The sequence below is a fragment of the Paenibacillus sp. CB74 genome (assembly GCF_055687625.1).
In genome coordinates this window covers 5000490-5026102 of sequence record NZ_CM146009.1, presented here as the reverse complement: position 1 = coordinate 5026102, position 25613 = coordinate 5000490, and the positions used below count along the sequence as shown (strand labels likewise).

Here is a 25613-nt window from a genome sequence, read left to right as displayed (position 1 = left end):
AACGGTTTCTGTTTTTTTAAACGAATGTTCAAATATAAGTTCAACGGACGAGACATAAAGTAGCGCTTCGAATTTATTTGTAAGCGTAAACAAAAATCTGTAGCCACCATAGAACATGTCAGTTATACTGGGATTATTAATTGGTGCCTGAGTAAAATAGAATATATTAACGTTCAGGGCAAGGGCGTTCCTTACGAAGGTTAAGCGCTATATCTCTAGATCCTGCCACAGCAGAATATGGGTCTGAGCTGCCCGGTTGGACGTTTTATTTCGGATAAGATTTTATTTCAATGTGAGAGGGATGTGTGCGATCAATGACAACCTATTTCAGCGAACCGCAGAGCATGTATTACCGATTTGGAGAAGATCAGGATCAGGTGTTGAAAGTGCTGGCCGAGAGGTATATTGGGGCCAATGCGCAGGCTGATTTTGTATATCGGGTATTCCAGAAGTCTGGTATTTTGCAAAATGAGAAAGGGCTTTATGATCTGAATTTAGGTAAACGCTTTCCTGACGCTCCCAAAGATCATATATCTTACGCAGCTGCGCTGGTCTGGGGGGATGAGGATCGGAATCTGGATGTGTTGGTTCGCTGTTATGGACCTGTTCGCTTTTATTTTAATGAGCAGTTGGTTTATCGCTCTACCGTAATGGATGAGATCAGTCCTGATGCAACGGTGAAGCTCAGCATCGATATCAAGCCCGGTTGGAACACCGTTTGGCTGGAAATGAAAAACACCCCTGCTGGCTTCGGTTGCCAGTTTGGCTCAGATGAAGGTAAAGTGCGTATTCTGAACGTATTTGCGCCGTTTCAGGAGAGACAGGGACAAGCGGGTTGGGTGTTCTCCCAACCAAACCTTGCTGCGAGTAAGCAACCAGACCTGCTTGGAAAAGAAGCAGATTACAGTTTGAAGTGGCTGCCTGAGACAGGCTGGTCTAATGAAGAGATAACCAAGCCGGCTCTCGAACGAATATACGGGCATCTCCCTGGACGGCATGTGTATGCTTGGACGCATCTGAACAATACCGATTCAACCGGGAGTCAGGTACGATTGTCAGGTCAATCGTCCGGTTCTTTAAGCATATGGGTTAGCGGCAAACCTGTGGCGCAAGTGAAGGAAGCAGGTCCGTTTGAGGTGGATGTAGCAGCCTCTTTTGGGCGGAGTGACCTGCTTGTCCGAAGTGAATGCAATGATGGGGCAGGACCGTGGCATTTTAATTTGAACGCAACCGTTTCGGGTAAGCCACTTCTACTTGAACTTCCACAGCGTGTCCACGGTGCTTCCGGAGAGTCATGGTTATATGTCGGTCCCTTTGAGTCGAAGGTTGAACCGGATGTGCAGAATCTTACCCGAACAGACCGAGTGTACCAAACAGGGGGAGAACAGACGTATTGGCGTTTGGATCGACCGGATGCTTGGATCAGACCCTATTATGAAAACGCCATGTTAAGCAACAAATGGACTGTGGGTAGTGTGACCAATTATGGTCGATGGGATTATCCATTGGGTGTCACTGTATATGGTCTATTACGGACTGGGCGTTATTTGCAGAGACCGGACATTACACGTTATGCGGCTGAGCATGTGCAGGCATGTACTCAGATGTATGAGTACTCATTATGGGATCGGGAGCAGTATGGTTTCCCGGCTGTCAATCAACAATTGGTCATGCTGAAAATGTTGGATAACTGCGGTTCTTTTGGTTCGGCCATGCTGGAAGCGTATTCAGAGTGTCATGAACCAACGTTTCTTCCGATTGCTGAACGGATTGCAGATTTCATGCTCTCCCGCCTGGAACGGCAGGAAGATGGGGCATTTTATCGCACTTGTGTAGGGGAGTATGCCGAGAATACCATGTGGGCAGATGACCTATATATGAGCACGCCGTTTCTCGTTCGTTATGCACGGGTGACAGGCAACTCCGCCGCATTGGATGAAGCTGCCAGACAATTTTCACTGTATCGGAAGTATCTGTTCATGCCTGAGTTCAAGATCATGTCCCATGTGTATGATTTCAAATACGGACAGGCCACGCAGATTCCATGGGGACGGGGAAATGGCTGGACACTGTTTTCCTTGACGGAAGTACTGGAGGCTTTGCCAACAGAGCATCCCGAACGCCCGGCTTTGATTAATTTTTTCAACGATCTGTGTGAAGGGTATGCGGCGCTTCAAGGGGAAAGTGGGTTGTGGCATCAGGTATTGAATGATCCGCAGACGTATGAAGAAGCCTCCTGTACGGCGATGTTTGCCTATGGTTTTGCGAGAGGTGTGCGCTTTGGCTGGTTCAAAGACCCTGAAGTTTACGTCACAGCCGCCGAACGGGCCTGGAAGGGACTCATCTGCAAAGCGATTGATCGTCAAGGTAATGTCCATGGCGTGTGCAGTGGATCACGATATGCATTTACGGCAGAGTATTACGATCAGGACTTGCGTACCGTCACCAATGACAATCACGGAATAGGCATTATGATGCTGGCAGGAACCGAGGTGGCCAAAATGAAGAAACATCTGGCCGAACACATGATGTCTTCACCTGCAGTCTCACATTCCTGACACACCATATCTGAGACGGGAACACGACCGCCGGGAATGTTATTCCCGGTGGTTTGTGATTCTTTCAACTCCTTACTTTTTTGACAGGAAAGCTTACTTTTGTTTATGTCATGTCCAGCAATGGACCGATACAATAGGTTTTGTAAGCGATTCCACAGAAATGAAAAGGGGAGGAAATTCATTCATGATGATCACGAAAAAGTGGGTAACCCTGTTCTGCCTGTCCCTGTTATTGTTCGCTACAGCCTGTTCGGGAGGAGCCACGGATAAGCCAGCTTCTTCTGGCGAAGCAAGTGAAAGTGAAGGAGACTCTTCAGGCAAGATTGAACTGCGCATGACCTGGTGGGGATCACAGACCAGACATGATCTGACGACCAAAGTCATTCAACTATTTGAAGAGAAACATCCGGGAATCACCATTAAACCTGAATACTCCGGTTGGGATGGTTATTTTGACAAATTAACAACACAGGTAGCCGGCTCAAATGCACCGGATATCATCCAGATGGATTACGCATTCTTGACTGACTTTGCCCGGCGTGGTGCCTTGCTTGATCTGACCCCATTTGCAGAGAGCAAAGAGCTGCGAACAGAGGATCATGATCAGAGCATGATTACAGCCGGATCCATTGACGATAAATTATATGCAATTACCCTCGGAGTAAACGCACCAGGTGTCATCTATGACGCCACCGTATTTCAGGAATTAGGGATTGAAGAACCGCAAGAGAGCTGGACATGGAAGGATTTTGGGGATATTGCGACCAAGATTGCCGCAGCCAAAGGTGATGGGTTCTATGGATCTGCAGACATTTCCGGTACAACCAACATGTTTGAAGTATTTATCCGACAATCCGGAAAAGGTTTGTTCGACGGTGGCACAATGACCGCTACCAGCGAGGAGCTCCAGCAGTGGTTCGATATGTGGGGCGCACTGCGCGAGAATGGTGGAGTGACCACAGCGGAGATCACGGCATCCACAACCAATGCACTGGAGACCCGCCCGATCTCACTGGGTACAGCTGCCATGGATTTTGCATGGTCCAATCAATTGCTGACATTCCAGCAGGTGAACAAAAACCAGGATCATAAGCTTGGGATACAAGTACTCCCGCATGGTGTCAACGAGCAGCAAATTGGCGAATACCTGAAACCAGGCCAGTTCCTCTCTGGTTATGGCAAAACCAAACATCCGAAGGAAGTTGCCATGTTCATTGATTTCATGGTCAATGATCCAGAAGCAACCGCTATTCTTGGTTCTGAACGTGGTGTGCCGGTTAACTCTAGCATTCGTGAGCAGATGCAGCCAACGCTGCCGGAAGCGGAGCAAGTCATTTTCCAATTTATCGATACCGTATCGAAGCATTCCAGTGAGATCGATCCACCATACCCGCAAGGATTTGCTGAAGTGGACACAAGTTTCAAGAGCGCAAGCGAGCAGATTGCCTTCGGTCAAGGCGATACTCCAGATGTCATTGCCCAGTTTATTGAAGGAGCCAAGGCTACACTTGGATCAAGTCAATAACGATTGGAACTGTCTCAGACTTCTAATACTGCGGGGAGGTTGCGAAGATGAACACATCACAGGTCAGTCAAGCCCGAATCGAGCGTGTAGCTGCCCGGCGGGTCAAACGGAGATATGCGCATAATGGAGCCGCGCTTCTGTTCCTCGCCCCATGGCTTGTGGGATTGTTATTTCTCACCTTGGGTCCAATGTTGGTATCGTTATACATCTCATTCACCGATTACAGTATCCTGGCCGCCCCTTCTTGGGTCGGTCTGGATAACTACACCACGATGTTTACATCGGATAAACTGTTTACCCAGTCGCTCAAAGTCACCTTCACGTATGTCGCTGTATCGGTACCGGTCAAGTTGATCTTTGCCCTGCTGGTAGCCATGCTGCTCAATAAAGGGATTCGAGGGCTAGGTATTTACCGGACCGTGTATTACATTCCGACATTGCTTGGAGGCAGCGTTGCGATTGCAATGCTGTGGCGTAAAATGCTGGGCGGTGACGGGCTGCTCAATAGTGTGCTTGCCATGGTGGGCATTAAGGCGCCCGATTGGGTTGCTAATCCGAAGTATGCCCTGTACTCCATCGTGCTTTTATCGGTATGGCAGTTTGGATCATCCATGATTATTTTCCTGGCAGGCTTGAAGCAGATTCCACCTGAATATGATGAAGCCTCAGCGGTAGATGGAGCAGGTCCTCTGCGGAGATTCTTCTATATCACGTTGCCGATTCTGTCACCCGTCATTTTTTTCAATCTCGTGATGCAACTGATTACGTCCTTTCAATCGTTCACACAGGCTTTTGTTATCAGTAATGGTAGCGGAGGACCAGTGAATTCAACCTTAATGTACTCTCTGTATCTGTACAAAAAAGGATTCTCTTTCTTTCAGATGGGCTATGCTTCCGCGATGGCCTGGGTGCTGGTCATCCTGATTGGCGTATTTACATTGCTCGTATTCCGCAGCAGCAAGCTGTGGGTGCACTATGAGGATGGTGGGAAATCATGATTGGACAACGAAACTCTAAAACATGGGTCGTCAGCAAACATGTGTTGATCTCAGGCATCGCCTTTGTCATGCTCTACCCGATCCTCTGGATGCTGGGCAGTTCATTCAAACCGGGACATATGATCTTTACAGAGACCTGGTTCTGGCCACAGGAGTGGAATTGGCAAAATTACATGAATGGCTGGTCTGGAATTCAGGGCAACCCGTTCTCCCGGTTCCTGACCAACTCTGTCATCCTGTCGCTTGGTGCCGTGCTGGGCAATGTCATCTCCTGCTCTATGGCGGCATATGCCTTCGCCCGACTGAATTTTCGCTTCAAAGCCATCTGTTTCGGCCTGATGCTCATGACGATTATGCTGCCCCATCATGTAACGCTGATCCCGCAGTATATTCTCTTCAACCACCTGGAGTGGGTGAATACGTATTTGCCGCTTGTGGTGCCAAAATGGCTCGCGACCGACGCCTTTTTCATTTTTCTCATGGTACAGTTCTTCCGGGGATTGCCCAAAGAGTTGGATGAGGCGGCTACCATTGATGGTTGCGGTCCTGTGAAAATTTACACCAAAATCATCATTCCACTTGCGTTTCCAGCACTGGTTACCACGATGATCTTTACGTTCTTGTGGACATGGGACGATTTCTTCAGTCAGTTGATCTACTTGAGTGACGTTAGCAAATACACCGTGCCGCTAGGTCTGCGTCTGTTCCTTGATTCGAGTTCTCAATCCGATTGGGGTCCGATGTTTGCCATGTCGGTGTTGTCGTTGGTGCCATGTTTCATTGTATTTATCGTGTGTCAAAAGTACTTCGTGGAAGGAATCGCGACCTCTGGGCTCAAAGGGTAATTCCAAGACGAAACGAGTTGATTTTTCCATGGGTAAAGGCAGATGGTCTTCATTCATTAATCAAAATTTGCAACAAAGCAAGCTCTCCACGTTGATGGTGACTTGCTTTATTGCGTTTAACCTGTTGCTCGTCTCGGTTGTTGTCTGGTTGGCATATCAGTCTTTCTCCGCGGTCACATTTGCCGAGATTAGCAAAGCACGTCTGGCTCTTCTGAACGAGAGCACACGTCGGGGATTTGATTTCATTACAGGGGTAACAGGAACCGCCTATGGTTTGGCAAGCAATCGGGAACTGTCCCATCTGCTTGAAACGGCCGATACGGGCAGGCTTGCACAGATTCACCAACGGAGAGAGGTCTCTCGAATCCTGGATCATACCATGGTCGTGAGTGACGGCATTACTTCCATTGAACTGTATACGGATGTCTTTAATGAAGTGACAGTGACTATGGCTGATCGCATATTTCCGGTGGACACCATCGCACATGACTCTTGGTTTGCTACGCTGGAAAAGGCTGATGCGGCTTGGGTACCGCTGCGTGAGAACGAATCGGGCCAATCTCTGGTCGGATACGCCCAGCGGATTTTCGACAGTCATGGCGGAACGGTTGCCTATGTGCTCATTCGACTGAGTAGAGCGGACATCGTACGCAGGTTCGCTGATGTACCCATGGTGCTTGATGGAAAAGTCTTGTTGGTAGATACGGCGGGTAATGTCGTAATGGAGATGGGGAAAGCTGATCCAGCAGGGGAGAATGTACAATCCGATCATGCTGAAGGTGATGCATTGGACGAACAGGAACGATCGAATAGGAGTAATGAAGTGAGTACAGCTCCAGAAATGGATGATGCCGTAAACGCATCTTCTTCTATTATAGATAGTGCATGGATTCAGGAGCATGTCCGGCCTGGCGCAGACGGATATGAAGTCGTTTCCGGCCAATCCGGAGGTGCGCAATTGGTGCTCTACTCCAGACCAGCCATGCTCCAGTGGCGCCTCGTACAGACTATTCCGGTGTACACACTGCTATCTCCGGTCAGACATGCGGGCTGGCAGATTCTCGGTATCGCCATACTGGGACTGTTATGTTCCGCTGTGCTTGCGTACCTGTTCGTGAGGCAGATCATCCGGCCTCTGCGACAATTGATCAAGCGAATGAGACAACTGGAGAAAGGGGACTTCGATACCCGGGTGCACCTTTCGTTTACGGAGGAATACGCCCACTTGGCTTATGGTTTTAATCATATGGCTTCACAACTCACAACGCTGATGGAACAGGTGAAGGAGGAGAGCCGGGCCAAGCGTGAAGCCCAAACGGGCTTGCTTGAGGCCCAGATCAAACCCCATTTTTTATACAACACCCTCGACATGATCCACTGGCGCGCACTCGATTATGAAGCCAAGGATATCAGCCGCATGATTGTGCAGCTTAGCAAGCTGTTACGGATTGGACTGAGTGGAGGGAGATTGTTTATTCGGGTTCGAGATGAGTTGGAGCATGCCCGTTGCTACGTTAATATACAGTCAGAGCGGTTACCGTTCTCCATTCATTATCAGGAGCAGATCGATCCACGTATTCGCGGTTGTTACATTCCGAAGATCATTTTGCAGCCCTTTATCGAAAACGCTGTTATGCACGGGCACCCTGAAGAGGGTACACTTCGAATTCAAGTGTATATGCACGAAGAGGTTGGCCCGCATGAGGATATCGTCATTCGTATTACGGATAATGGACAAGGTTTGCCGGAGGGATGGGAACTCGAAGAGACATGTGGCATCGGTGTACGGAATGTGCATCAACGGATTCAGTTGTATTGTGGAAAGAGGTATGGCGTTCAACTGAGCAATAGAGATTCAGGTGGCGTGGAAGTGACCATTACGCTGCCGCGTATTGAGACCGACGAGCAATTAAATCTATGGCTGGACGGTGAAAAATGATGAAGACCATTATGCTTGTTGATGACGATCCTCATATTGTAAAGGCATTAACTGATCATATCGATTGGTCTTCACTGGGCCTCAGCATTGCAGGTACGGCTTCCAATGGCTTGGATGCGCTGGAACTGTTCCACCGTATGAATCCCGATGTCGTTATGACTGACGTCTATCTACCGGGGATGACGGGGCTTGAGATCACCCAGACGTTGCGACGTGATCATCCCTACCTGCCGATTATCATTCTTAGTGGATATGACGAATTCGAGAACGCCAGGGCAGCCATGCGCTGGGGGGTGAATCACTTTTTGCTGAAGCCGGCTGAGGTTGAGGAGATTGAGTCTGTGCTGCGAGAGGTACTACTGGAACAAGATGTGCGAGAGCGGCATGAGCGGCTGGAGCGGACGTATAAGCAGGAGGTTGGACGGGTACTTCCGTATTTGCGCAAACAGTTTCTTCACGAACTGCTGACTACGCGATATCGGGCAGACGAACTGCCTAAAGAACGCATGGACTATATAGGCATTCATATGTCCTCACAGACACGCGCGATTAGTCTGCAGCTGAATCGCCCCGTATTTTTGACACGGATGAAAGAACGAGATTGGCAGCTTCTCCGCTATGGGGCGGCTGATATTATTCAGGAGACGGTGAAGGATCAGGCAGCGCGCATGAATGGTCAGGTAGAGATTGTTGATTATTCGGATCAGGTATTTGTGTTACTTCTATTAGGTGATAAAGATATATTGGAGGAATGCCTGCCACTCATAGAGCGGATGATTGATCAGATCTTTACGTATCTGAAAATTGAAGTGAGTGCTGGAATCGGAAGATCCAAAAGTCACCCATGTGAGGCAATAGATTCTTATCTCGAGAGCAGAGAGGCAGTGGAAACAGCAGAATTTCAAGGTGGAAGTCGTATCTACCACTACGAGGCATCTGAGGATACAGAAGCAAGAGTGACTGATTATTCATTATTGCTTCGTCAATGGAATGAGGCTTGGGCGGATATTCGACCTGATCTGGCGGAAGAGCTATGGCAGGACATTCACCTTTTGCTGAAAGAGGGTAACTGTGTTGGGATACAGGATGTACAGGTGGTGGCCGTCAGTCTGTTTGACACGTTGATTCATAGCTGGAACCGACTTCATCCCATGTTAACGCCACCGCTGGCGATGAGTGATTTTTTGCGTGAAATTCAATCGAAGTATGCGTTGCATGATCTGGTAAGCTGGATGGACCGTATTATCTGCAACTGGCTTGAACAGATACGCAAGGAGATGGGCGAGAAAAAAAGCAATAAACTCATCGAGCAGGTGAAACAGTATGTGGAGCTTCATTACGCTGAAGAGATTAGTTTTGAAGCGATAGCCAAGGGACTATTCGTACACCCGAAGTATCTGAGTCAACTGTTCAAAAGGGTGACAGGTGAGAATTTCGTGAGTTATTTGAACGGGTACCGAATTCAGAGAGCGCTGGAACTGTTGCAGTCGGGACATTACATGGTATATGAGGTGAGCGAGATGACGGGGTTCCGTAATGCGACGTATTTCAGCCAGGTATTCAAAATGCTTACGGGCAAGAGTCCGTCTGAGGTGGGGTAAGCAATAAGGGTAAAGTATTTTAACAAAGTGAAGAGGCGGAATGGTTCTTATGATTATCGATCAACAGGAATATTACATTAAAGGCTTATCTTACTCAATTCGATCCGCAGAGGAAACAGATGCTGAGGCCTTGTCTTCACTTCGTGTACAAATGGACGGGGAAACCGAGAACATGGATCGGGAAGAGGGCGAAGCGTATATCGACGCAGCCGGGTTTAGGCGGATCATCCATTTGGATACTGATAAGTCACGGAATCTGTTCCTTGTTGCTGTAGTTGCGGGCGAAATTGTGGGGTATTCCCGATGTGAAGGCAGGGAGTTGAAGCGCTTTTGGCATAAGGTTGAGTTCGGCGTGTGTGTAGCCAGAGCGTACTGGGGACATGGGATTGGCAAGAACTTGTTAGCGCAGTCGATTGAATGGGCAGACCAGACAGGGGTAGAGAAGATGACGTTAAACGTAGTGGCATCCAACGAAAAGGCAATTGAGTTATACCAAAAGAGTGGCTTCGAGATCGAAGGTATTTTGAAAAAGGATCGGCGACACGTTAATGGAAAGTATCACGACACGATAGTGATGGGCAGGTTCAAAGACTAATAGTAAAAAAGTGAAGATCACAATTCTATCTTATATACAACCCATGGAGTTCAATTATTAGATTCGGTATCCACATAATAGATAGCAGTGTTATAGAATAGAGATATTGTGTTTCGTATTTTATATAACGAATGTAATGATGCTGGTTGATTAGATCATAACCTATATTGAGAGAGATTCGACCGGTGAGCGTATATAGGATATAGTAAGAGGATATTGCCATAGGAAAAAGAGATTAATAAAAGATTGAATTAAGTTAAACCATTCGTTTGCTGATGGGATATTTTACAAGTAGTAATTGTGTTGTGTATATGATATATTCTATTTCTGGCCAAAAAAAAACGAGAAACAAAGTGTCGCAGGCAAATCAAATAAGCTTCGAAAGAAACTTGAAAAAAAGGCTTGCTAAGTTGGTTCGGAAGTGTTATGATATAAAAGTTGCTGAGGAGAACAACGCTCGGTAACGAAACAAGTTTGATCTTTGAAAACTGAACAACGAGTGAGTAAACATTCTGCTTGCAGAATGAACGCGAAAGTTTGAGACAAGCCTTGGCTTGGATCGACTGGAGCACAATTGAGATTTTTTTAATCTCGTCAGATTCAAAATGAGCTTATCGCTCTTTTCAATACTTTATTGGAGAGTTTGATCCTGGCTCAGGACGAACGCTGGCGGCATGCCTAATACATGCAAGTCGAGCGGAGTTGATAAGAAGCTTGCTTCTTTGATGCTTAGCGGCGGACGGGTGAGTAACACGTAGGCAACCTGCCCTCAAGTTTGGGACAACTACCGGAAACGGTAGCTAATACCGAATAATTGTTTTCTTCGCATGAAGGAAACTGGAAAGACGGAGCAATCTGTCACTTGGGGATGGGCCTGCGGCGCATTAGCTAGTTGGTGGGGTAACGGCTCACCAAGGCGACGATGCGTAGCCGACCTGAGAGGGTGATCGGCCACACTGGGACTGAGACACGGCCCAGACTCCTACGGGAGGCAGCAGTAGGGAATCTTCCGCAATGGGCGAAAGCCTGACGGAGCAATGCCGCGTGAGTGATGAAGGTTTTCGGATCGTAAAGCTCTGTTGCCAGGGAAGAACGCTTGGGAGAGTAACTGCTCTCAAGGTGACGGTACCTGAGAAGAAAGCCCCGGCTAACTACGTGCCAGCAGCCGCGGTAATACGTAGGGGGCAAGCGTTGTCCGGAATTATTGGGCGTAAAGCGCGCGCAGGCGGTCATTTAAGTCTGGTGTTTAATCCCGGGGCTCAACCCCGGATCGCACTGGAAACTGGGTGACTTGAGTGCAGAAGAGGAGAGTGGAATTCCACGTGTAGCGGTGAAATGCGTAGATATGTGGAGGAACACCAGTGGCGAAGGCGACTCTCTGGGCTGTAACTGACGCTGAGGCGCGAAAGCGTGGGGAGCAAACAGGATTAGATACCCTGGTAGTCCACGCCGTAAACGATGAGTGCTAGGTGTTAGGGGTTTCGATACCCTTGGTGCCGAAGTTAACACATTAAGCACTCCGCCTGGGGAGTACGGTCGCAAGACTGAAACTCAAAGGAATTGACGGGGACCCGCACAAGCAGTGGAGTATGTGGTTTAATTCGAAGCAACGCGAAGAACCTTACCAGGTCTTGACATCCCTCTGATCGATGCAGAGATGTATCTTTCCTTCGGGACAGAGGAGACAGGTGGTGCATGGTTGTCGTCAGCTCGTGTCGTGAGATGTTGGGTTAAGTCCCGCAACGAGCGCAACCCTTGATCTTAGTTGCCAGCATTTCGGATGGGCACTCTAAGGTGACTGCCGGTGACAAACCGGAGGAAGGTGGGGATGACGTCAAATCATCATGCCCCTTATGACCTGGGCTACACACGTACTACAATGGCCGGTACAACGGGCTGTGAAGCCGCGAGGTGGAACGAATCCTAAAAAGCCGGTCTCAGTTCGGATTGCAGGCTGCAACTCGCCTGCATGAAGTCGGAATTGCTAGTAATCGCGGATCAGCATGCCGCGGTGAATACGTTCCCGGGTCTTGTACACACCGCCCGTCACACCACGAGAGTTTATAACACCCGAAGTCGGTGGGGTAACCGCAAGGAGCCAGCCGCCGAAGGTGGGATAGATGATTGGGGTGAAGTCGTAACAAGGTAGCCGTATCGGAAGGTGCGGCTGGATCACCTCCTTTCTATGGAGAATCGTTTCCCGAGTGGAAACATTCAAATACGCAGCTTAGCTGCAAACTACTCACTCGTTGCTCAGTTTTGAGAGCTCAAACTCTCAAACAGCTTGCTTTTGCATGGAGCTTGTTCTTTGAAAACTAGATATCGAAACGAAAGTAAATGCGAATTAGAACATTCCTTTTTAGCTGAACTTGTGTAAACAAGTTTCAATAAAAACGGTAGATTGCTGGAGCGAGTGATCGAAATGGAGCGACTTTTGGATTTGCGCAAGCAAACCAAGCGGAGCGACAGCTCGAACACGAGCGCAATGGTTAAGCTACTAAGAGCACACGGAGGATGCCTAGGCGCTAGGAGCCGATGAAGGACGTGGCGAACAACGAAACTGCCTCGGGGAGCTGTAAGCAAGCTTTGATCCGGGGGTGTCCGAATGGGGAAACCCAGCTGGGGTAATTTCCAGTTACTCATAACTGAATACATAGGTTATGTAGAGGCATACCAGGGGAACTGAAACATCTAAGTACCCTGAGGAAGAGAAAACAATAGTGATTCCGTCAGTAGCGGCGAGCGAACGCGGAGAAGCCCAAACCAGAGAGCTTGCTCTTTGGGGTTGTGGGACGTCTCACATGGAGTTACAAAGGAACCGGTTAAGCGAAGAGGTCTGGAAAGGCCCGCCAAAGAAGGTAAAAGCCCTGTAATTGAAAGTCTGTTCCCTCCGAGACGGATCCCGAGTAGTGCGGGGCACGTGAAACCCCGTATGAATCCGGCAGGACCATCTGCCAAGGCTAAATACTTCCTAGCGACCGATAGTGAAGCAGTACCGTGAGGGAAAGGTGAAAAGCACCCCGGAAGGGGAGTGAAATAGAACCTGAAACCGTGTGCTTACAAAAAGTCAGAGCCCGTTTTAGGGGTGATGGCGTGCCTTTTGTAGAATGAACCGGCGAGTTACGTTCCCGTGCAAGGTTAAGGTGAAGAGCCGGAGCCGCAGCGAAAGCGAGTCTGAATAGGGCGACATAGTACGTGGACGTAGACCCGAAACCGGGTGATCTACCCCTGTCCAGGGTGAAGGTGCGGTAACACGCACTGGAGGCCCGAACCCACGCACGTTGAAAAGTGCGGGGATGAGGTGGGGGTAGCGGAGAAATTCCAATCGAACTCGGAGATAGCTGGTTCTCCCCGAAATAGCTTTAGGGCTAGCCTCGGAAAACAGAGTCGTGGAGGTAGAGCACTGATTGGGTGCGGGGCCCGCAAGGGTTACCAAGCTCAGTCAAACTCCGAATGCCATAGACTTACTTCCGGGAGTCAGACAGTGAGTGCTAAGATCCATTGTCAAAAGGGAAACAGCCCAGACCATCAGCTAAGGTCCCCAAGTGTGTGTTAAGTGGGAAAGGATGTGGAGTTGCACAGACAACCAGGATGTTGGCTTAGAAGCAGCCACCATTGAAAGAGTGCGTAATAGCTCACTGGTCGAGTGACTCTGCGCCGAAAATGTAACGGGGCTAAACACACCACCGAAGCTATGGCTTGATGCTTGCATCAGGGGTAGGGGAGCGTTGTATAAGGGTTGAAGGTGTACCGTAAGGAGCGCTGGACATTATACAAGTGAGAATGCCGGTATGAGTAACGAAAAGATCAGTGAGAATCTGATCCGCCGAAAGCCTAAGGGTTCCTGAGGAAGGCTCGTCCGCTCAGGGTAAGTCGGGACCTAAGGCGAGGCCGAAAGGCGTAGTCGAAGGACAACAGGTCGAAATTCCTGTACCACCGTAAGCCGTTATGAGCAATGGGGGGACGCAGTAGGGTAGTGACGCGGACTGATGGATGTCCGTCTAAGCAGTAAGGCTGATGTGTAGGCAAATCCGCACATCGTAAGGCTGAGCTGTGATGGGGAGCGAAAATTGTAGTAGCGAAGGTCATGATCTCACACTGCCAAGAAAAGCCTCTAGCCAGGTGAAGGTGCCCGTACCGCAAACCGACACAGGTAGGCGAGAAGAGTATTCTAAGGCGCGCGGAAGAACTCTCGTTAAGGAACTCGGCAAAATGACCCCGTAACTTCGGGAGAAGGGGTGCCCCGGTAGTGTGAATAGCACGAGGGGGCCGCAGTGAAAAGGCCCAAGCGACTGTTTAGCAAAAACACAGGTCTGTGCGAAGCCGTAAGGCGAAGTATACGGGCTGACGCCTGCCCGGTGCTGGAAGGTTAAGGGGAGTGGTTAGGAGCAATCCGAAGCTGTGAACCGAAGCCCCAGTAAACGGCGGCCGTAACTATAACGGTCCTAAGGTAGCGAAATTCCTTGTCAGGTAAATTCTGACCCGCACGAATGGCGTAACGACTTGGGCGCTGTCTCAACGAGAGATCCGGTGAAATTTTAATACCTGTGAAGATGCAGGTTACCCGCGACAAGACGGAAAGACCCCATGGAGCTTTACTGCAGCTTGATATTGAATTTGGGTACGATCTGTACAGGATAGGTGGGAGCCTTTGAAACGTGAGCGCCAGCTTGCGTGGAGGCAACGTTGGGATACCACCCTGATCGTATCTAGGTTCTAACCTGGTACCGTAATCCGGTGCGGGGACAGTGTCAGGTGGGCAGTTTGACTGGGGCGGTCGCCTCCTAAAGAGTAACGGAGGCGCCCAAAGGTTCCCTCAGAATGGTTGGAAATCATTCGAAGAGTGCAAAGGCATAAGGGAGCTTGACTGCGAGACCTACAAGTCGAGCAGGGACGAAAGTCGGGCTTAGTGATCCGGTGGTACCGCATGGAAGGGCCATCGCTCAACGGATAAAAGCTACCCTGGGGATAACAGGCTTATCTCCCCCAAGAGTCCACATCGACGGGGAGGTTTGGCACCTCGATGTCGGCTCATCGCATCCTGGGGCTGAAGTAGGTCCCAAGGGTTGGGCTGTTCGCCCATTAAAGCGGTACGCGAGCTGGGTTCAGAACGTCGTGAGACAGTTCGGTCCCTATCTGTCGTGGGCGTAGGAAATTTGAGAGGAGCTGTCCTTAGTACGAGAGGACCGGGATGGACGTACCGCTGGTGTACCAGTTGTTCCGCCAGGAGCACCGCTGGGTAGCTATGTACGGACGGGATAAACGCTGAAAGCATCTAAGCGTGAAGCCCCCCTCAAGATGAGATTTCCCAGTATGTAAGACCCCTTGAAGACGACGAGGTAGATAGGCTGGGGGTGGAAGTGCAGCAATGCATGGAGCTGACCAGTACTAATCGGTCGAGGGCTTATCCAAATATGCAAGTGATCATTCGCATGTTTCGTTTCGAATCTAGTTTTCAGAGAACGAACTCTGAAATGTAAGCTACGCGTTTGGTGGCGATGGCGGAGGGGTTCCACACGTACCCATCCCGAACACGACCGTTAAGCCCTCTAGCGCCGATGGTACTTGGACCGCAGGGTCCTGGGAGAGTAGGACGCCGCCAAGCGAAACCCCACTGGGGTATTTTTTTTCGAAAATTGATAAGGGCCCTTAGCTCAGTTGGTTAGAGCGCACCTCTGATAAGGGTGAGGCCGGTGGTTCGAGTCCACCAGGGCCCATAGCAAGACCACTACAAGAAACAAACCAGAGTATGGGGCCATAGCTCAGCTGGGAGAGCGCCTGCCTTGCAAGCAGGAGGTCAGCGGTTCGATCCCGCTTGGCTCCACCATTCCCTGATAGCTCAGTTGGTAGAGCACTCGACTGTTAATCGAGTTGTCACAGGTTCGAGTCCTGTTCGGGGAGCCATTAAGGCCCGTTGGTCAAGGGGTTAAGACACCTCCCTTTCACGGAGGTAACAGGGGTTCGAATCCCCTACGGGTCATAGCAATACCTATTGCTTTAACAAGGGATGAGAATCCCAAAGGTTCGTCGGAGGATATACCTCGTGAGCAACTGCTTCGCAGTCTCGAACGAAGTGAGAGTATCCCCTACGGGTCATATTATGGAGGCTTAGCTCAGCTGGGAGAGCATCTGCCTTACAAGCAGAGGGTCGGGGGTTCGATCCCCTCAGCCTCCACCATATTATCTTATAACGACGCGGGGTGGAGCAGCCCGGTAGCTCGTCGGGCTCATAACCCGAAGGCCGCAGGTTCAAATCCTGCCCCCGCAATTAACTTTCCTCGAGAAAGTATTATGGAACCGTGGTGTAGTTGGCCTAACATGCCTGCCTGTCACGCAGGAGATCGCGGGTTCGAATCCCGTCGGTTCCGCCATTTTAATTTTATAAGGCTCGGTAGCTCAGTCGGTAGAGCAGAGGACTGAAAATCCTCGTGTCGGCGGTTCGATTCCGTCCCGAGCCACCATTTTTCACACCATGTAATACGCCGGTGTAGCTCAACTGGTAGAGCAACTGACTTGTAATCAGTAGGTTGGGGGTTCAAGTCCTCTCGCCGGCACCATGTAATCCTGGAGGATTAGCGAAGTGGCCAAACGCATCAGACTGTAAATCTGCTCCCGTACGGGTTCGGTGGTTCGAATCCATCATCCTCCACCAGTTTTTCTATGAGTCATTAGCTCAGTTGGTAGAGCACCTGACTTTTAATCAGGGTGTCGAAGGTTCGAGCCCTTCATGACTCACCATTATATGCGCGTGTGGCGGAATTGGCAGACGCACTAGACTTAGGATCTAGCGTCTTTGACGTGGGGGTTCAAGTCCCTCCACGCGCATTCTTTATTTGCGGAAGTGGCTCAGCGGTAGAGCATCGCCTTGCCAAGGCGAGGGTCGCGGGTTCGATTCCCGTCTTCCGCTCCAATATTTGCGCCCTTAGCTCAGCTGGATAGAGCGTTTGACTACGAATCAAAAGGCCGGGAGTTCGAATCTCTCAGGGCGCGCCATTATAACTTCATATTTTGCCGGCGTGGCGGAATGGCAGACGCGCTCGACTCAAAATCGAGTGGGAAACCGTGGAGGTTCGAGTCCTCTCGCCGGTATAGATAACGGGATGTAGCTCAGCTTGGTAGAGCACCTGGTTTGGGACCAGGGGGTCGCATGTTCAAATCGTGTCATCCCGATTTTTTTATTTGCGGGTGTAGTTCAATGGTAGAACTTTAGCCTTCCAAGCTAATAGCGTGGGTTCGATTCCCATCACCCGCTTACATATTGAAAAGAAAGAGATGGTATTCACCATCTCTTTCTTTTTTTGCATTTATAGGCATATGGATCATGAATATATACAGAGATTTCAGATGATATGAGTATGTATCCCAACCTTTTGATACATTCCCCACATTTTTAGACCTGTTCTTAGTAATTCTTGAGGTGTTCCAATGAAGAAGGTTTAGTGCATTTTCGAACACTTGAATATTTTTTCTGCATCACATTTATAAAAACGCTTACAAAAATAGCTTGCGTAAATCATTAACCTGTAATACCATATCAATTAAGCGCTTAACCTTTAGGGGTAAGGCGCTTAAACTTAACGTAGATTAAGCGCTTAACCCGTAAAGGAAAGGAAGGCGATGAATTCATGAATACAATTAGATTAACGATGGCTCAGGCACTGCTTCGATATCTGGATCAGCAATATATCTCGGTTGACGGGGTGGAAACCAAGTTTGTGAAGGGAATCATCGGTATTTTTGGACATGGCAACGTAACAGGCATTGGAGAAGCGCTGGAGCGCAGTCCGGGAAGCCTGAGGTATATGCAAGGCAAGAACGAACAAGGTATGGTGCATACGGCAGCAGCCTATGCCAAGCAGAAGAACCGTAGACAGATCTATGCATGTACAACATCCATTGGACCTGGTGCTTTAAATATGATTACAGCGGCAGCTACCGCAACGGTGAACCGGATTCCGGTTTTATTGCTGCCTGGAGATAACTTTGCTACGCGGGAACCGGACCCGGTACTTCAGCAGTTGGAAGTGAGCAGTGATTACACGATCTCAGCCACTGATCCATTCAAAGCCGTCAGCAAGTACTGGGATCGTATTGTTCGTCCCGAACAGTTGATGATTGCTGCTACACAGGCCATGCGTGTACTAACTGATCCAGCAGAGACAGGAGCGGTAACACTCGCACTGCCGCAGGACGTACAGGCAGAAGCGTACGATTACCCGGAATCATTCTTTGCACGCAAAGTGCATTATCTGGACCGTCGCCCCCCCGTACAAGCAGCGATTGAACGGGCAACGGAGCAGATTGCCCGTGGCAGAAAGCCGCTTCTCGTTGCAGGCGGCGGTGTGTTGTACTCTGAGGCGTCCGTTCAACTCGTGGAGTTCGCCGAGGCATTTGGCATTCCGATCGCCGAGACGCAGGCGGGCAAGAGCGCAGTCTCTTGGGACCACCCACTGAATGTGGGGGCCATCGGGGTTACCGGCTCTCTGGCAGCTAACAGGCTGGCGAGAGAAGCGGATGTGGTGATCGGCGTCGGTACTCGTTTCTCCGATTTTACGACGGCGTCCCGCTCTGCTTTTCAGCATCCGGAAGCTTCATTCATCAACATCAACCTGAACGGTATGGACGCCGCCAAGTTAGGCGGAGAAGCCATTCTGGCAGATGCACGCGAAGGATTGCATGCTTTGCAGAAGGAATTGCAGGAAAGACAATACCGTAGTGCATATGGCGCATCCGAAATCGCTGATCTCCGTACTGAGTGGAATGCAGAAGTAGATCGGCTGTATGGAGCACAGCATGAAGCAGGGCTGGCACAGACCACGGCAGTTGGCATAGTTAATCGGACCATTGATCCATCTTCCGTTATTGTGTGTGCGGCAGGCAGTCTGCCAGGAGACCTGCATCGTCTGTGGCGTGCGGCTGAACCAAAGACGTATCACATGGAGTATGGATTCTCCTGCATGGGGTACGAGGTGAGTGGAGCGTTCGGAGCAGCACTTGCCGAGCCAGATCGTGAAGTATACGCCATGGTCGGTGATGGCAGTTATCTGATGTTGCATTCAGAGTTTGTGACCAGCTTGCAGGAACAGAAGAAGATGACCGTTCTATTATTCAACAACAATGGATTCCAGTGTATTCATAATTTGCAGCGAGAACATGGTAGTGACGGTTTCGGCAATGAGTTCCGTTATCGGGAATCCGAGAGTGGACGACTAACCGGGGATTACATGCCAATAGACTTTGCTGCACATGCCCGAAGCATGGGAGCCAAATCCTATAGAGCGGAGACAGCAGAACAGCTGGAACAGGCACTTCGAGATGCGAAGAACGAAACGGTGAGTACGTTGATTGAGATTCCGGTCGTGCCTGGAACCAACGCAAGTGGATACGAGTCTTGGTGGAATGTAGGAGTGCCAGAAGTATCTGCCGAAGAAAAGGTAGTTCATGCTCATCACACCATGCAAGCCAACCGAGCCAAAGCAAGACTTATTTAATCTGATTTAATAGAGCATTTTTTCAGAGCATTTTTCTAAAATAAAGCATTATTTGTACTCCTCACGGTATAAATCGGTGGACGTATTTATCTATATATTGAAACTAAGAGCACTGCATTCCAAGTGAACCATACATGCTGAACGACAAAGGAGACGTGGAGCAATGAGCAAGCTGCCATTCCAGCTTGGGATACATCCGATCAATTGGGTCGGTGAAGATGTGAAAGAGCATGGTGATACGACAACGTGTGCGCAGATTCTGGATGACATTCAGCGCCTTGGGCTGACAGGTACAGAGATGGGACGTAAATATCCAACTGATCCCGCTATACTGCGTGAGGAATTGAGCAAAAGGAATATCAAGCTGGTCTCTCAGTGGAAATCCGTACTGTTCTCCGACCCGGCATATCGTCAGTCGGAGCTGGACAGTTATCGCAGACATGCGGAATTTCTTCAATCTATGGGCAGTAAGGTGATCAGTACGGCAGAGGTAGGTGGGTCACTTCATTTTGATCCAAGACGAACTCCGCATGAAAAAGAAGTGCTTAGACTCAGCGAATCGGAATGGCATATCCTTGCTGAAGGGTTGAACGAGGCAGGAGCTATCGCCCATGAATACGGGTTGAAGCTTACGTACCATCATCATGGAGGCACAGTGGTCGAGCAACCGGATGAGATTGATCGACTGATGGAGTTGACGGACCCGTCTCTCGTATATCTGCTCTATGATACAGGTCATGCCTACTATGGCGGAGCCAATCCGCTGGAACTGCTGCGCAAACATTATGATCGGATTGCCTATATCCATCTGAAAGATATCCGCCCTCATGTGCTGGATGAAGCACGCGCGGAGCAGTCTGACTTTGTCGGTTGTATTCGCAGAGGCGTGTTCACCGTACCAGGGGATGGATGCATTGATTTTGAGCCAATTCTGCAAGAACTGATCACACGAGGGTACGATGGTTGGGCGATGCTTGAAGGAGAGCAGGACCCTGCGATTCATAACCCGTATGAGTATGCCAAGCGATCCTTGAGCTATATGGAGTCCTTATACCAACACAGCTAATACAGAAGTAGCGATGGGGAGAGGACCCTACCCATGAAGTGAAAAGGAAGAAGGCAGCAAGAGTATAACGTTACAATTGGAAAATAAACCTGACCTATTCTAGACGTTTACGAGTCCTCACCAATGGAATGAGTAACGAGTCTAGATATCCATATGCAACAAGTAATATCCCACCACAGAAAGGGGCTCACATGCAATGACTTACGTATCCTTTCCGGTATCCAGGAAGAAGGATTTCACCGCGATTGGTCGCTTGTGCATCGACTTGAACGCCAATGAGATCAATCGCCCGATGGAAGAGACGATGACGTTCACGAAGTATGTTGGCGGATCGCCGGCCAATATTACGATAGGCATGTCTAGACTGGGTATGGAGACAGCTTTTATCGGTAAGATCGCGAATGACCAGATGGGTCGATTCATCCATAGCTATCTGGAGAAGAACGGCATCGACACATCAAACGTGGTCACGGATGATACCGGAGCGGTGACAGGGCTTGCTTTTACCGAAATCAAGAGCCCAACCGATTGCAGTATTTTAATGTACCGGGACAATGTAGCGGATCTGTTATTACGGGCACAAGAGGTGCAGGAACAGTTAATTGCTGACTCCAAAGTGCTGCTAATCTCAGGCACGGCCCTCGCGCAGAGCCCATCCCGTGAAGCCGTATTACAGGCACTAACGTATGCGAAAAAACATGGAACCGTTATTGTGTTTGATCTGGACTATCGCCCATACACCTGGACATCGGACGAAGAGACAGCGGTCTATTATAACCTTGCAGCCGAGAAATGCAATATCATCCTGGGCACACGCGAAGAGTTCGACATGATGGAGACATTTGACCATAATCCGGATCATAGTGATCAGGTGACTGCACAGAAATGGTTTGATTTCTCAGCGAAGATCGTTGTCATTAAACACGGTAAGGAGGGGTCCATTGCTTATACGCGTGAAGGGCTTTCCCACCGTGCGGACAGCTATCCGGCAAAAGTAGTCAAAACGTTCGGGGCAGGCGACTCCTACGCAGCCGGGTTCCTGTATGGGTTGATGCAGGGCTGGACGATTGAGCGCAGTATGGCGTACGGCAGCGGCGCAGCAAGTATCGTTATTTCGAGCCATAGCTGTTCGGATGCGATGCCAACGGTAGAACAGGTGAATGATTACATCGAACGTTGCAATCGGGGCGAGATTACCGCGCTCTGAAGCAGATTGCAATACTTTGAATAACACGCTCATACAGATCAACATCACTAATATCAGTTGAACATAAGGGATCACACATAAGCGAAGGGAGACAGGGCTATGGGAAAAGGGATTTCTGAAGCGTCTACAACAGCGACAATGGTACAAAACTGGATCGGAGGTGCCTGGGTGACCCCAGTGGCAACTCGTACTGAGCCGGTTGTAAATCCGGCTACAGAAGAGGTCATTGCACATGTGCCACTGTCTGAACAAGCGGACGTAGATCTGGCTGTACAGACGGCACGGGAAGCGTTCAAGTCCTGGAGCGGCACACCGGTTCCACGCCGTGCACGTATTCTGTTCCGCTACCAGCAGTTGCTGGTCGAACACTGGGAAGAGCTCGCCCGCCTGGTAACGCTAGAGAACGGCAAAAGCTACGCCGAAGCGTATGGTGAGGTACTGCGTGGCATTGAGTGTGTCGAGTTCGCGGCAGGTGCCCCGAATCTGATGATGGGTAAACAACTGCCTGATATCGCGACAGGACTGGAGTCAGGCATGTATCGTTACCCAATCGGAGTTATTGGGGGAATTACTCCGTTCAACTTCCCGATGATGGTGCCGTGCTGGATGTTCCCGCTGGCTATTGCATGCGGTAACACCTTTGTCCTGAAACCGTCCGAGCGTACACCGCTCCTTGCAGGCCGCCTGGCAGAGCTGTTCAAGGAAGCAGGGCTTCCGGATGGCGTGCTCAACATTGTACACGGTGCACATGATGTCGTGAACGGTCTGCTGGAACATAAGGATGTTCAAGCGATCTCCTTTGTCGGATCACAACCTGTAGCTGAATACGTCTATACCACTGCATCCAAGCATGGCAAACGGGTACAGGCACTCGCGGGTGCCAAAAACCACTCCATCGTTATGCCGGACGCCGATCTGGATCTAACGGTAAAAGAAATTACGAGTGCAGCCTTTGGCTCAGCAGGGGAACGCTGTATGGCATGTTCAGTTGTTGTGGCTGTGGGTGATGTGGCTGATGAACTGGTACAAAAACTGGTGGAAGCAGCAGATCGTATTACCATCGGTAATGGTATGGATGAGGGCGTGTTCCTCGGTCCTGTTATCCGTGGACCACATAAAGAGCGTACACTCGGTTACATTGAGTCCGGAGAGCAGGAAGGTGCGGCATTAATTCGGGATGGACGTAAGGATCAGGCGACAGATGGTTCGGGTTATTTTGTAGGGCCAACGGTATTCGACCAAGTGGAGAGTAATATGAAAATCTGGCAGGATGAGATCTTTGCTCCAGTGCTTTCGGTGGCAAGAGTATCTACCCTGGAGGAAGCCGTTGAGCTGGCAAACCGTTCCGATTTTGCTAATGGTGCGTGTCTGTTCACCCGCAGCGGGGCAAGTATGCGTCAATTCCGTGAGACAATTGATGCGGGCATGTTGGGTATTAACCTAGGCGTACCTGCACCAATGGCATTTTTCCCGTTTTCCGGTTGGAAAAAGTCCTTCTATGGTGATCTGCATGCCAATGGTACGGATGGTGTTGAATTCTACACTCGCAAGAAGATGGTAACGGCGCGCTGGTAACAACCAGAGCATAACTCGGGCTAAGGGGAACGCTCAGCCCATATGGACGCACATAGGGAGGATAACGGAATGGGCAAGGACAAAGTGAGAATTGGCATCATCGGTGCTGGACGGATCGGCAAAATTCATGCAGACAATCTCCTGCGTAACCCGCATGCCGAGATTGTGGGAATCAGTGACTTGTTTGCAGGTCCTGAATTGGAGGCATGGGCCTCCACACGTGGCATCCCTGTTGTAACAACGGATAGCAGTCAGTTGATCTCGATGCCTAATGTAGACGCGGTGCTGATCTGTTCTTCAACAGATACACATGTGCCGCTGATCGAACAGGCCGCCAAGGCAGGCAAACATATCTTTTGCGAGAAGCCAGTCAGTATGAATCTGGCACAGACCCAAGCGGCTGTAGCAGCGGTTCAGAAGGCGGGCGTGAAGCTGCAAATCGGGTTTAACCGCCGTTTCGATCACAACTTCAGACGGATACGTGCTCATGTGCAGGATGGTACGATTGGTGATCCGCATATTATCAAAATTACGTCTCGCGACCCGTCTCCACCACCTGCGGAGTATATCCGGGTGTCTGGCGGGATCTTCATGGACATGATGATCCACGATTTTGATATGGCCCGTTATCTGTCAGGAAGTGAAGTGGAAGAAGTCTACGCTCAGGGCAATGTGTTGATCAATCCGGTCTTTGCAGAACATGGCGATGTGGATACGGCAATTGTAACGATGACGTTTGCCAACGGGGCGATTGGTGTTATTGATAACAGCCGTCAGGCTGTATACGGGTATGACCAGCGTGTAGAAGTATTTGGTTCAATGGGCAGCGCCGCAGCGGCGAATGACCATCCGAATACGGCTGAGATCAGTACAGCGGCCGGGCTAATGCGCGACAAACCGTTACACTTTTTCCTGGAACGTTACAATGAAGCGTATGTGCAGGAGACAGCTCTCTTTATCGATGCGATCATCCACGATACACCCGTTATCGTAGATGGCCACGATGCAGTACAGGCAGAGCGAATTGCGCTGGCAGCAAAAATGTCCATGGAGCGGGGAAGACCTGTGAAGCTGAGTGAAGTCCCTGGGTTGTCCCTGGAATCGCAAACGGCAACGCCATAAGTGGATGATTAAAGTCACTTTTTCTGGATAGAGCGCATGAATAAGTCCAAGTTTTGTTTTTTTATAAGGTTCAGATTGTTGTGGACGACTACAGAAAGGAGCGGATAGCAAGATGTCAGAACGTATTGTGAAACCCGTGGTCAACCCGGAGGGAGACGGTACACTTATCAACGTAACACCGGAGTCGGCCGGGTGGGAATATGTTGGATTTCAGGTAGCGAAGTTGGCAGAAGGGGAGACGCTAACCCGTGAGAGCGGTGATCAGGAACTCTGTGTGGTGCTTCTCAGTGGTTTCGCCAATGTAAGTACCCGAGAGCATACATGGGATAATATCGGAAAAAGAATGAGTGTTTTCGAGAAAATTCCGCCGTATTCAGTCTACGTCTCAACTTCCGATCAAGTGCAGATCACAGCACGTACCGAACTGGAAATCGCTATATGTGTTGCACCCGGTAAAGGCACGTACCCGGCTCGTCTTATTGCACCCGAAGATGTAGGGGTAGAGGCACGAGGGTATGGCAATCTGGAGCGCCAGATTCACAACATTTTGCCGGAACAAAAGGAAGCGGACAGTTTGCTCGTTGTTGAGGTGTTCACACCAGATGGGCATTGGTCTAGTTATCCGCCACATAAGCATGATCGGGACGCACTCCCGGATGAATCTTTGCTGGAAGAGACGTATTATTTCCGTGTACAGCCTGAGCAGGGGTTTGCCATTCAGCGCATATACACGGATGATCGCTCTGTAGATGAGACGTTGGCAGTGAAGAATGGCGAAGTGGTGCTTGTTCCAGACGGATATCATCCGGTAGGTGCCCCTCCGGGGTATGAGGTCTACTATCTGAACGTCATGGCTGGCCCAACTCGAACTTGGAAATTCCATAACGACCCTGACCATGAGTGGTTGATGAAAAAGTAAAACAGTTCATGCTACGCAGATTGTGCTCACTTCAGGTTGCTTATGCAGACTTCCCCCTGCATAATGAGAAGAGAACAATGATGTATGCGAATCAATTTCATAACTCACTAAAAATGGATTTCTGTAACTTAGCCCTGATTGAAGCAGCTAAAGGTATCATGAAATTGACTCA

Annotated in this window: 13 protein-coding genes, 17 tRNA genes and 3 rRNA genes; all 33 read left to right on the top strand. The window is 49.7% G+C overall.

Annotation, left to right across the window (positions count from 1 at the left end):
- Positions 1–314: 314 nt before the first annotated feature.
- The 33 genes from ACX9NY_RS22275 (at position 315) to iolB (ending at position 25441) form a co-directional block, all read left to right on the top strand.
- On the top strand, positions 315–2558 hold the full coding sequence (locus ACX9NY_RS22275) for a glycoside hydrolase family 88/105 protein (protein ID WP_472475109.1): 2244 nt from the start codon (positions 315–317) through the stop codon (positions 2556–2558).
- A 184-nt stretch (positions 2559–2742) separates the two neighbouring features.
- Entirely contained in the window at positions 2743–4083 is a 1341-nt protein-coding gene (locus ACX9NY_RS22270; protein ID WP_339239118.1) for an ABC transporter substrate-binding protein, read from the top strand.
- A 47-nt stretch (positions 4084–4130) separates the two neighbouring features.
- Positions 4131–5081 (top strand): carbohydrate ABC transporter permease, encoded by a 951-nt coding sequence (locus ACX9NY_RS22265; RefSeq protein WP_339239119.1) that lies wholly within the window; start codon positions 4131–4133, stop codon positions 5079–5081.
- Positions 5078–5926, top strand: coding sequence for a carbohydrate ABC transporter permease (locus ACX9NY_RS22260; RefSeq protein WP_472475107.1), 849 nt, complete (start codon positions 5078–5080; stop codon positions 5924–5926). Before ACX9NY_RS22265 ends, ACX9NY_RS22260 begins: the two co-directional genes overlap by 4 nt.
- Positions 5927–5954: 28 nt before the next feature.
- Positions 5955–7865: a cache domain-containing sensor histidine kinase gene (locus ACX9NY_RS22255; protein WP_472475105.1), complete on the top strand. Its 1911-nt coding sequence runs from the start codon at positions 5955–5957 to the stop codon at positions 7863–7865.
- Positions 7862–9466 (top strand): response regulator, encoded by a 1605-nt coding sequence (locus ACX9NY_RS22250; RefSeq protein WP_472475103.1) that lies wholly within the window; start codon positions 7862–7864, stop codon positions 9464–9466. Before ACX9NY_RS22255 ends, ACX9NY_RS22250 begins: the two co-directional genes overlap by 4 nt.
- A gap of 49 nt (positions 9467–9515) precedes the next feature.
- The gene (locus ACX9NY_RS22245) at positions 9516–10061 is read left to right on the top strand and encodes a GNAT family N-acetyltransferase (protein ID WP_472475100.1); all 546 of its coding nucleotides are present in this window, start codon (positions 9516–9518) and stop codon (positions 10059–10061) included.
- A gap of 631 nt (positions 10062–10692) precedes the next feature.
- Positions 10693–12244, top strand: a 16S ribosomal RNA gene (locus ACX9NY_RS22240).
- 304 nt (positions 12245–12548) lie between these two features.
- Positions 12549–15473: ribosomal RNA gene (locus ACX9NY_RS22235) — 23S ribosomal RNA — on the top strand.
- A gap of 76 nt (positions 15474–15549) precedes the next feature.
- Positions 15550–15666, top strand: a 5S ribosomal RNA gene (rrf, locus tag ACX9NY_RS22230).
- Together the 16S, 23S and 5S rRNA genes with 17 tRNA genes alongside form the textbook arrangement of a ribosomal RNA operon.
- A gap of 38 nt (positions 15667–15704) precedes the next feature.
- Positions 15705–15778, top strand: a tRNA-Ile gene (locus ACX9NY_RS22225).
- A 34-nt stretch (positions 15779–15812) separates the two neighbouring features.
- A tRNA-Ala gene (locus tag ACX9NY_RS22220) sits at positions 15813–15888 on the top strand.
- 1 nt (position 15889) lies between these two features.
- Positions 15890–15965: transfer RNA gene (locus ACX9NY_RS22215), tRNA-Asn, on the top strand.
- A gap of 4 nt (positions 15966–15969) precedes the next feature.
- Positions 15970–16041: transfer RNA gene (locus ACX9NY_RS22210), tRNA-Glu, on the top strand.
- A gap of 122 nt (positions 16042–16163) precedes the next feature.
- Positions 16164–16239: transfer RNA gene (locus tag ACX9NY_RS22205), tRNA-Val, on the top strand.
- Positions 16240–16255: 16 nt separating this feature from the next.
- Positions 16256–16329, top strand: a tRNA-Met gene (locus tag ACX9NY_RS22200).
- A gap of 25 nt (positions 16330–16354) precedes the next feature.
- A tRNA-Asp gene (locus tag ACX9NY_RS22195) sits at positions 16355–16432 on the top strand.
- A gap of 14 nt (positions 16433–16446) precedes the next feature.
- Positions 16447–16522, top strand: a tRNA-Phe gene (locus ACX9NY_RS22190).
- 20 nt (positions 16523–16542) lie between these two features.
- A tRNA-Thr gene (locus ACX9NY_RS22185) sits at positions 16543–16618 on the top strand.
- 9 nt (positions 16619–16627) lie between these two features.
- A tRNA-Tyr gene (locus tag ACX9NY_RS22180) sits at positions 16628–16713 on the top strand.
- A 10-nt stretch (positions 16714–16723) separates the two neighbouring features.
- Positions 16724–16799: transfer RNA gene (locus ACX9NY_RS22175), tRNA-Lys, on the top strand.
- A 6-nt stretch (positions 16800–16805) separates the two neighbouring features.
- A tRNA-Leu gene (locus ACX9NY_RS22170) sits at positions 16806–16886 on the top strand.
- 10 nt (positions 16887–16896) lie between these two features.
- Positions 16897–16971 (top strand) — tRNA-Gly (locus ACX9NY_RS22165).
- A gap of 6 nt (positions 16972–16977) precedes the next feature.
- Positions 16978–17054 (top strand) — tRNA-Arg (locus ACX9NY_RS22160).
- Positions 17055–17071: 17 nt separating this feature from the next.
- Positions 17072–17150: transfer RNA gene (locus ACX9NY_RS22155), tRNA-Leu, on the top strand.
- A 7-nt stretch (positions 17151–17157) separates the two neighbouring features.
- Positions 17158–17231: transfer RNA gene (locus ACX9NY_RS22150), tRNA-Pro, on the top strand.
- 11 nt (positions 17232–17242) lie between these two features.
- Positions 17243–17313 (top strand) — tRNA-Gly (locus ACX9NY_RS22145).
- 373 nt (positions 17314–17686) lie between these two features.
- Positions 17687–19552 (top strand): 3D-(3,5/4)-trihydroxycyclohexane-1,2-dione acylhydrolase (decyclizing), encoded by a 1866-nt coding sequence (gene iolD / locus ACX9NY_RS22140; RefSeq protein ID WP_339258372.1) that lies wholly within the window; start codon positions 17687–17689, stop codon positions 19550–19552.
- Positions 19553–19715: 163 nt separating this feature from the next.
- Positions 19716–20618, top strand: coding sequence for a myo-inosose-2 dehydratase (gene iolE / locus ACX9NY_RS22135; RefSeq protein WP_472475098.1), 903 nt, complete (start codon positions 19716–19718; stop codon positions 20616–20618).
- A 196-nt stretch (positions 20619–20814) separates the two neighbouring features.
- Positions 20815–21825 (top strand): 5-dehydro-2-deoxygluconokinase, encoded by a 1011-nt coding sequence (iolC, locus tag ACX9NY_RS22130; RefSeq protein WP_472475095.1) that lies wholly within the window; start codon positions 20815–20817, stop codon positions 21823–21825.
- A 99-nt stretch (positions 21826–21924) separates the two neighbouring features.
- Positions 21925–23400 (top strand): CoA-acylating methylmalonate-semialdehyde dehydrogenase, encoded by a 1476-nt coding sequence (locus ACX9NY_RS22125; protein ID WP_472475093.1) that lies wholly within the window; start codon positions 21925–21927, stop codon positions 23398–23400.
- Positions 23401–23469: 69 nt separating this feature from the next.
- Positions 23470–24522, top strand: coding sequence for an inositol 2-dehydrogenase (iolG, locus tag ACX9NY_RS22120; RefSeq protein WP_339239129.1), 1053 nt, complete (start codon positions 23470–23472; stop codon positions 24520–24522).
- 112 nt (positions 24523–24634) lie between these two features.
- Complete coding sequence (gene iolB / locus ACX9NY_RS22115) at positions 24635–25441, top strand: 5-deoxy-glucuronate isomerase (protein ID WP_074093115.1); 807 nt, start codon at positions 24635–24637, stop codon at positions 25439–25441.
- Positions 25442–25613: the final 172 nt, after the last annotated feature.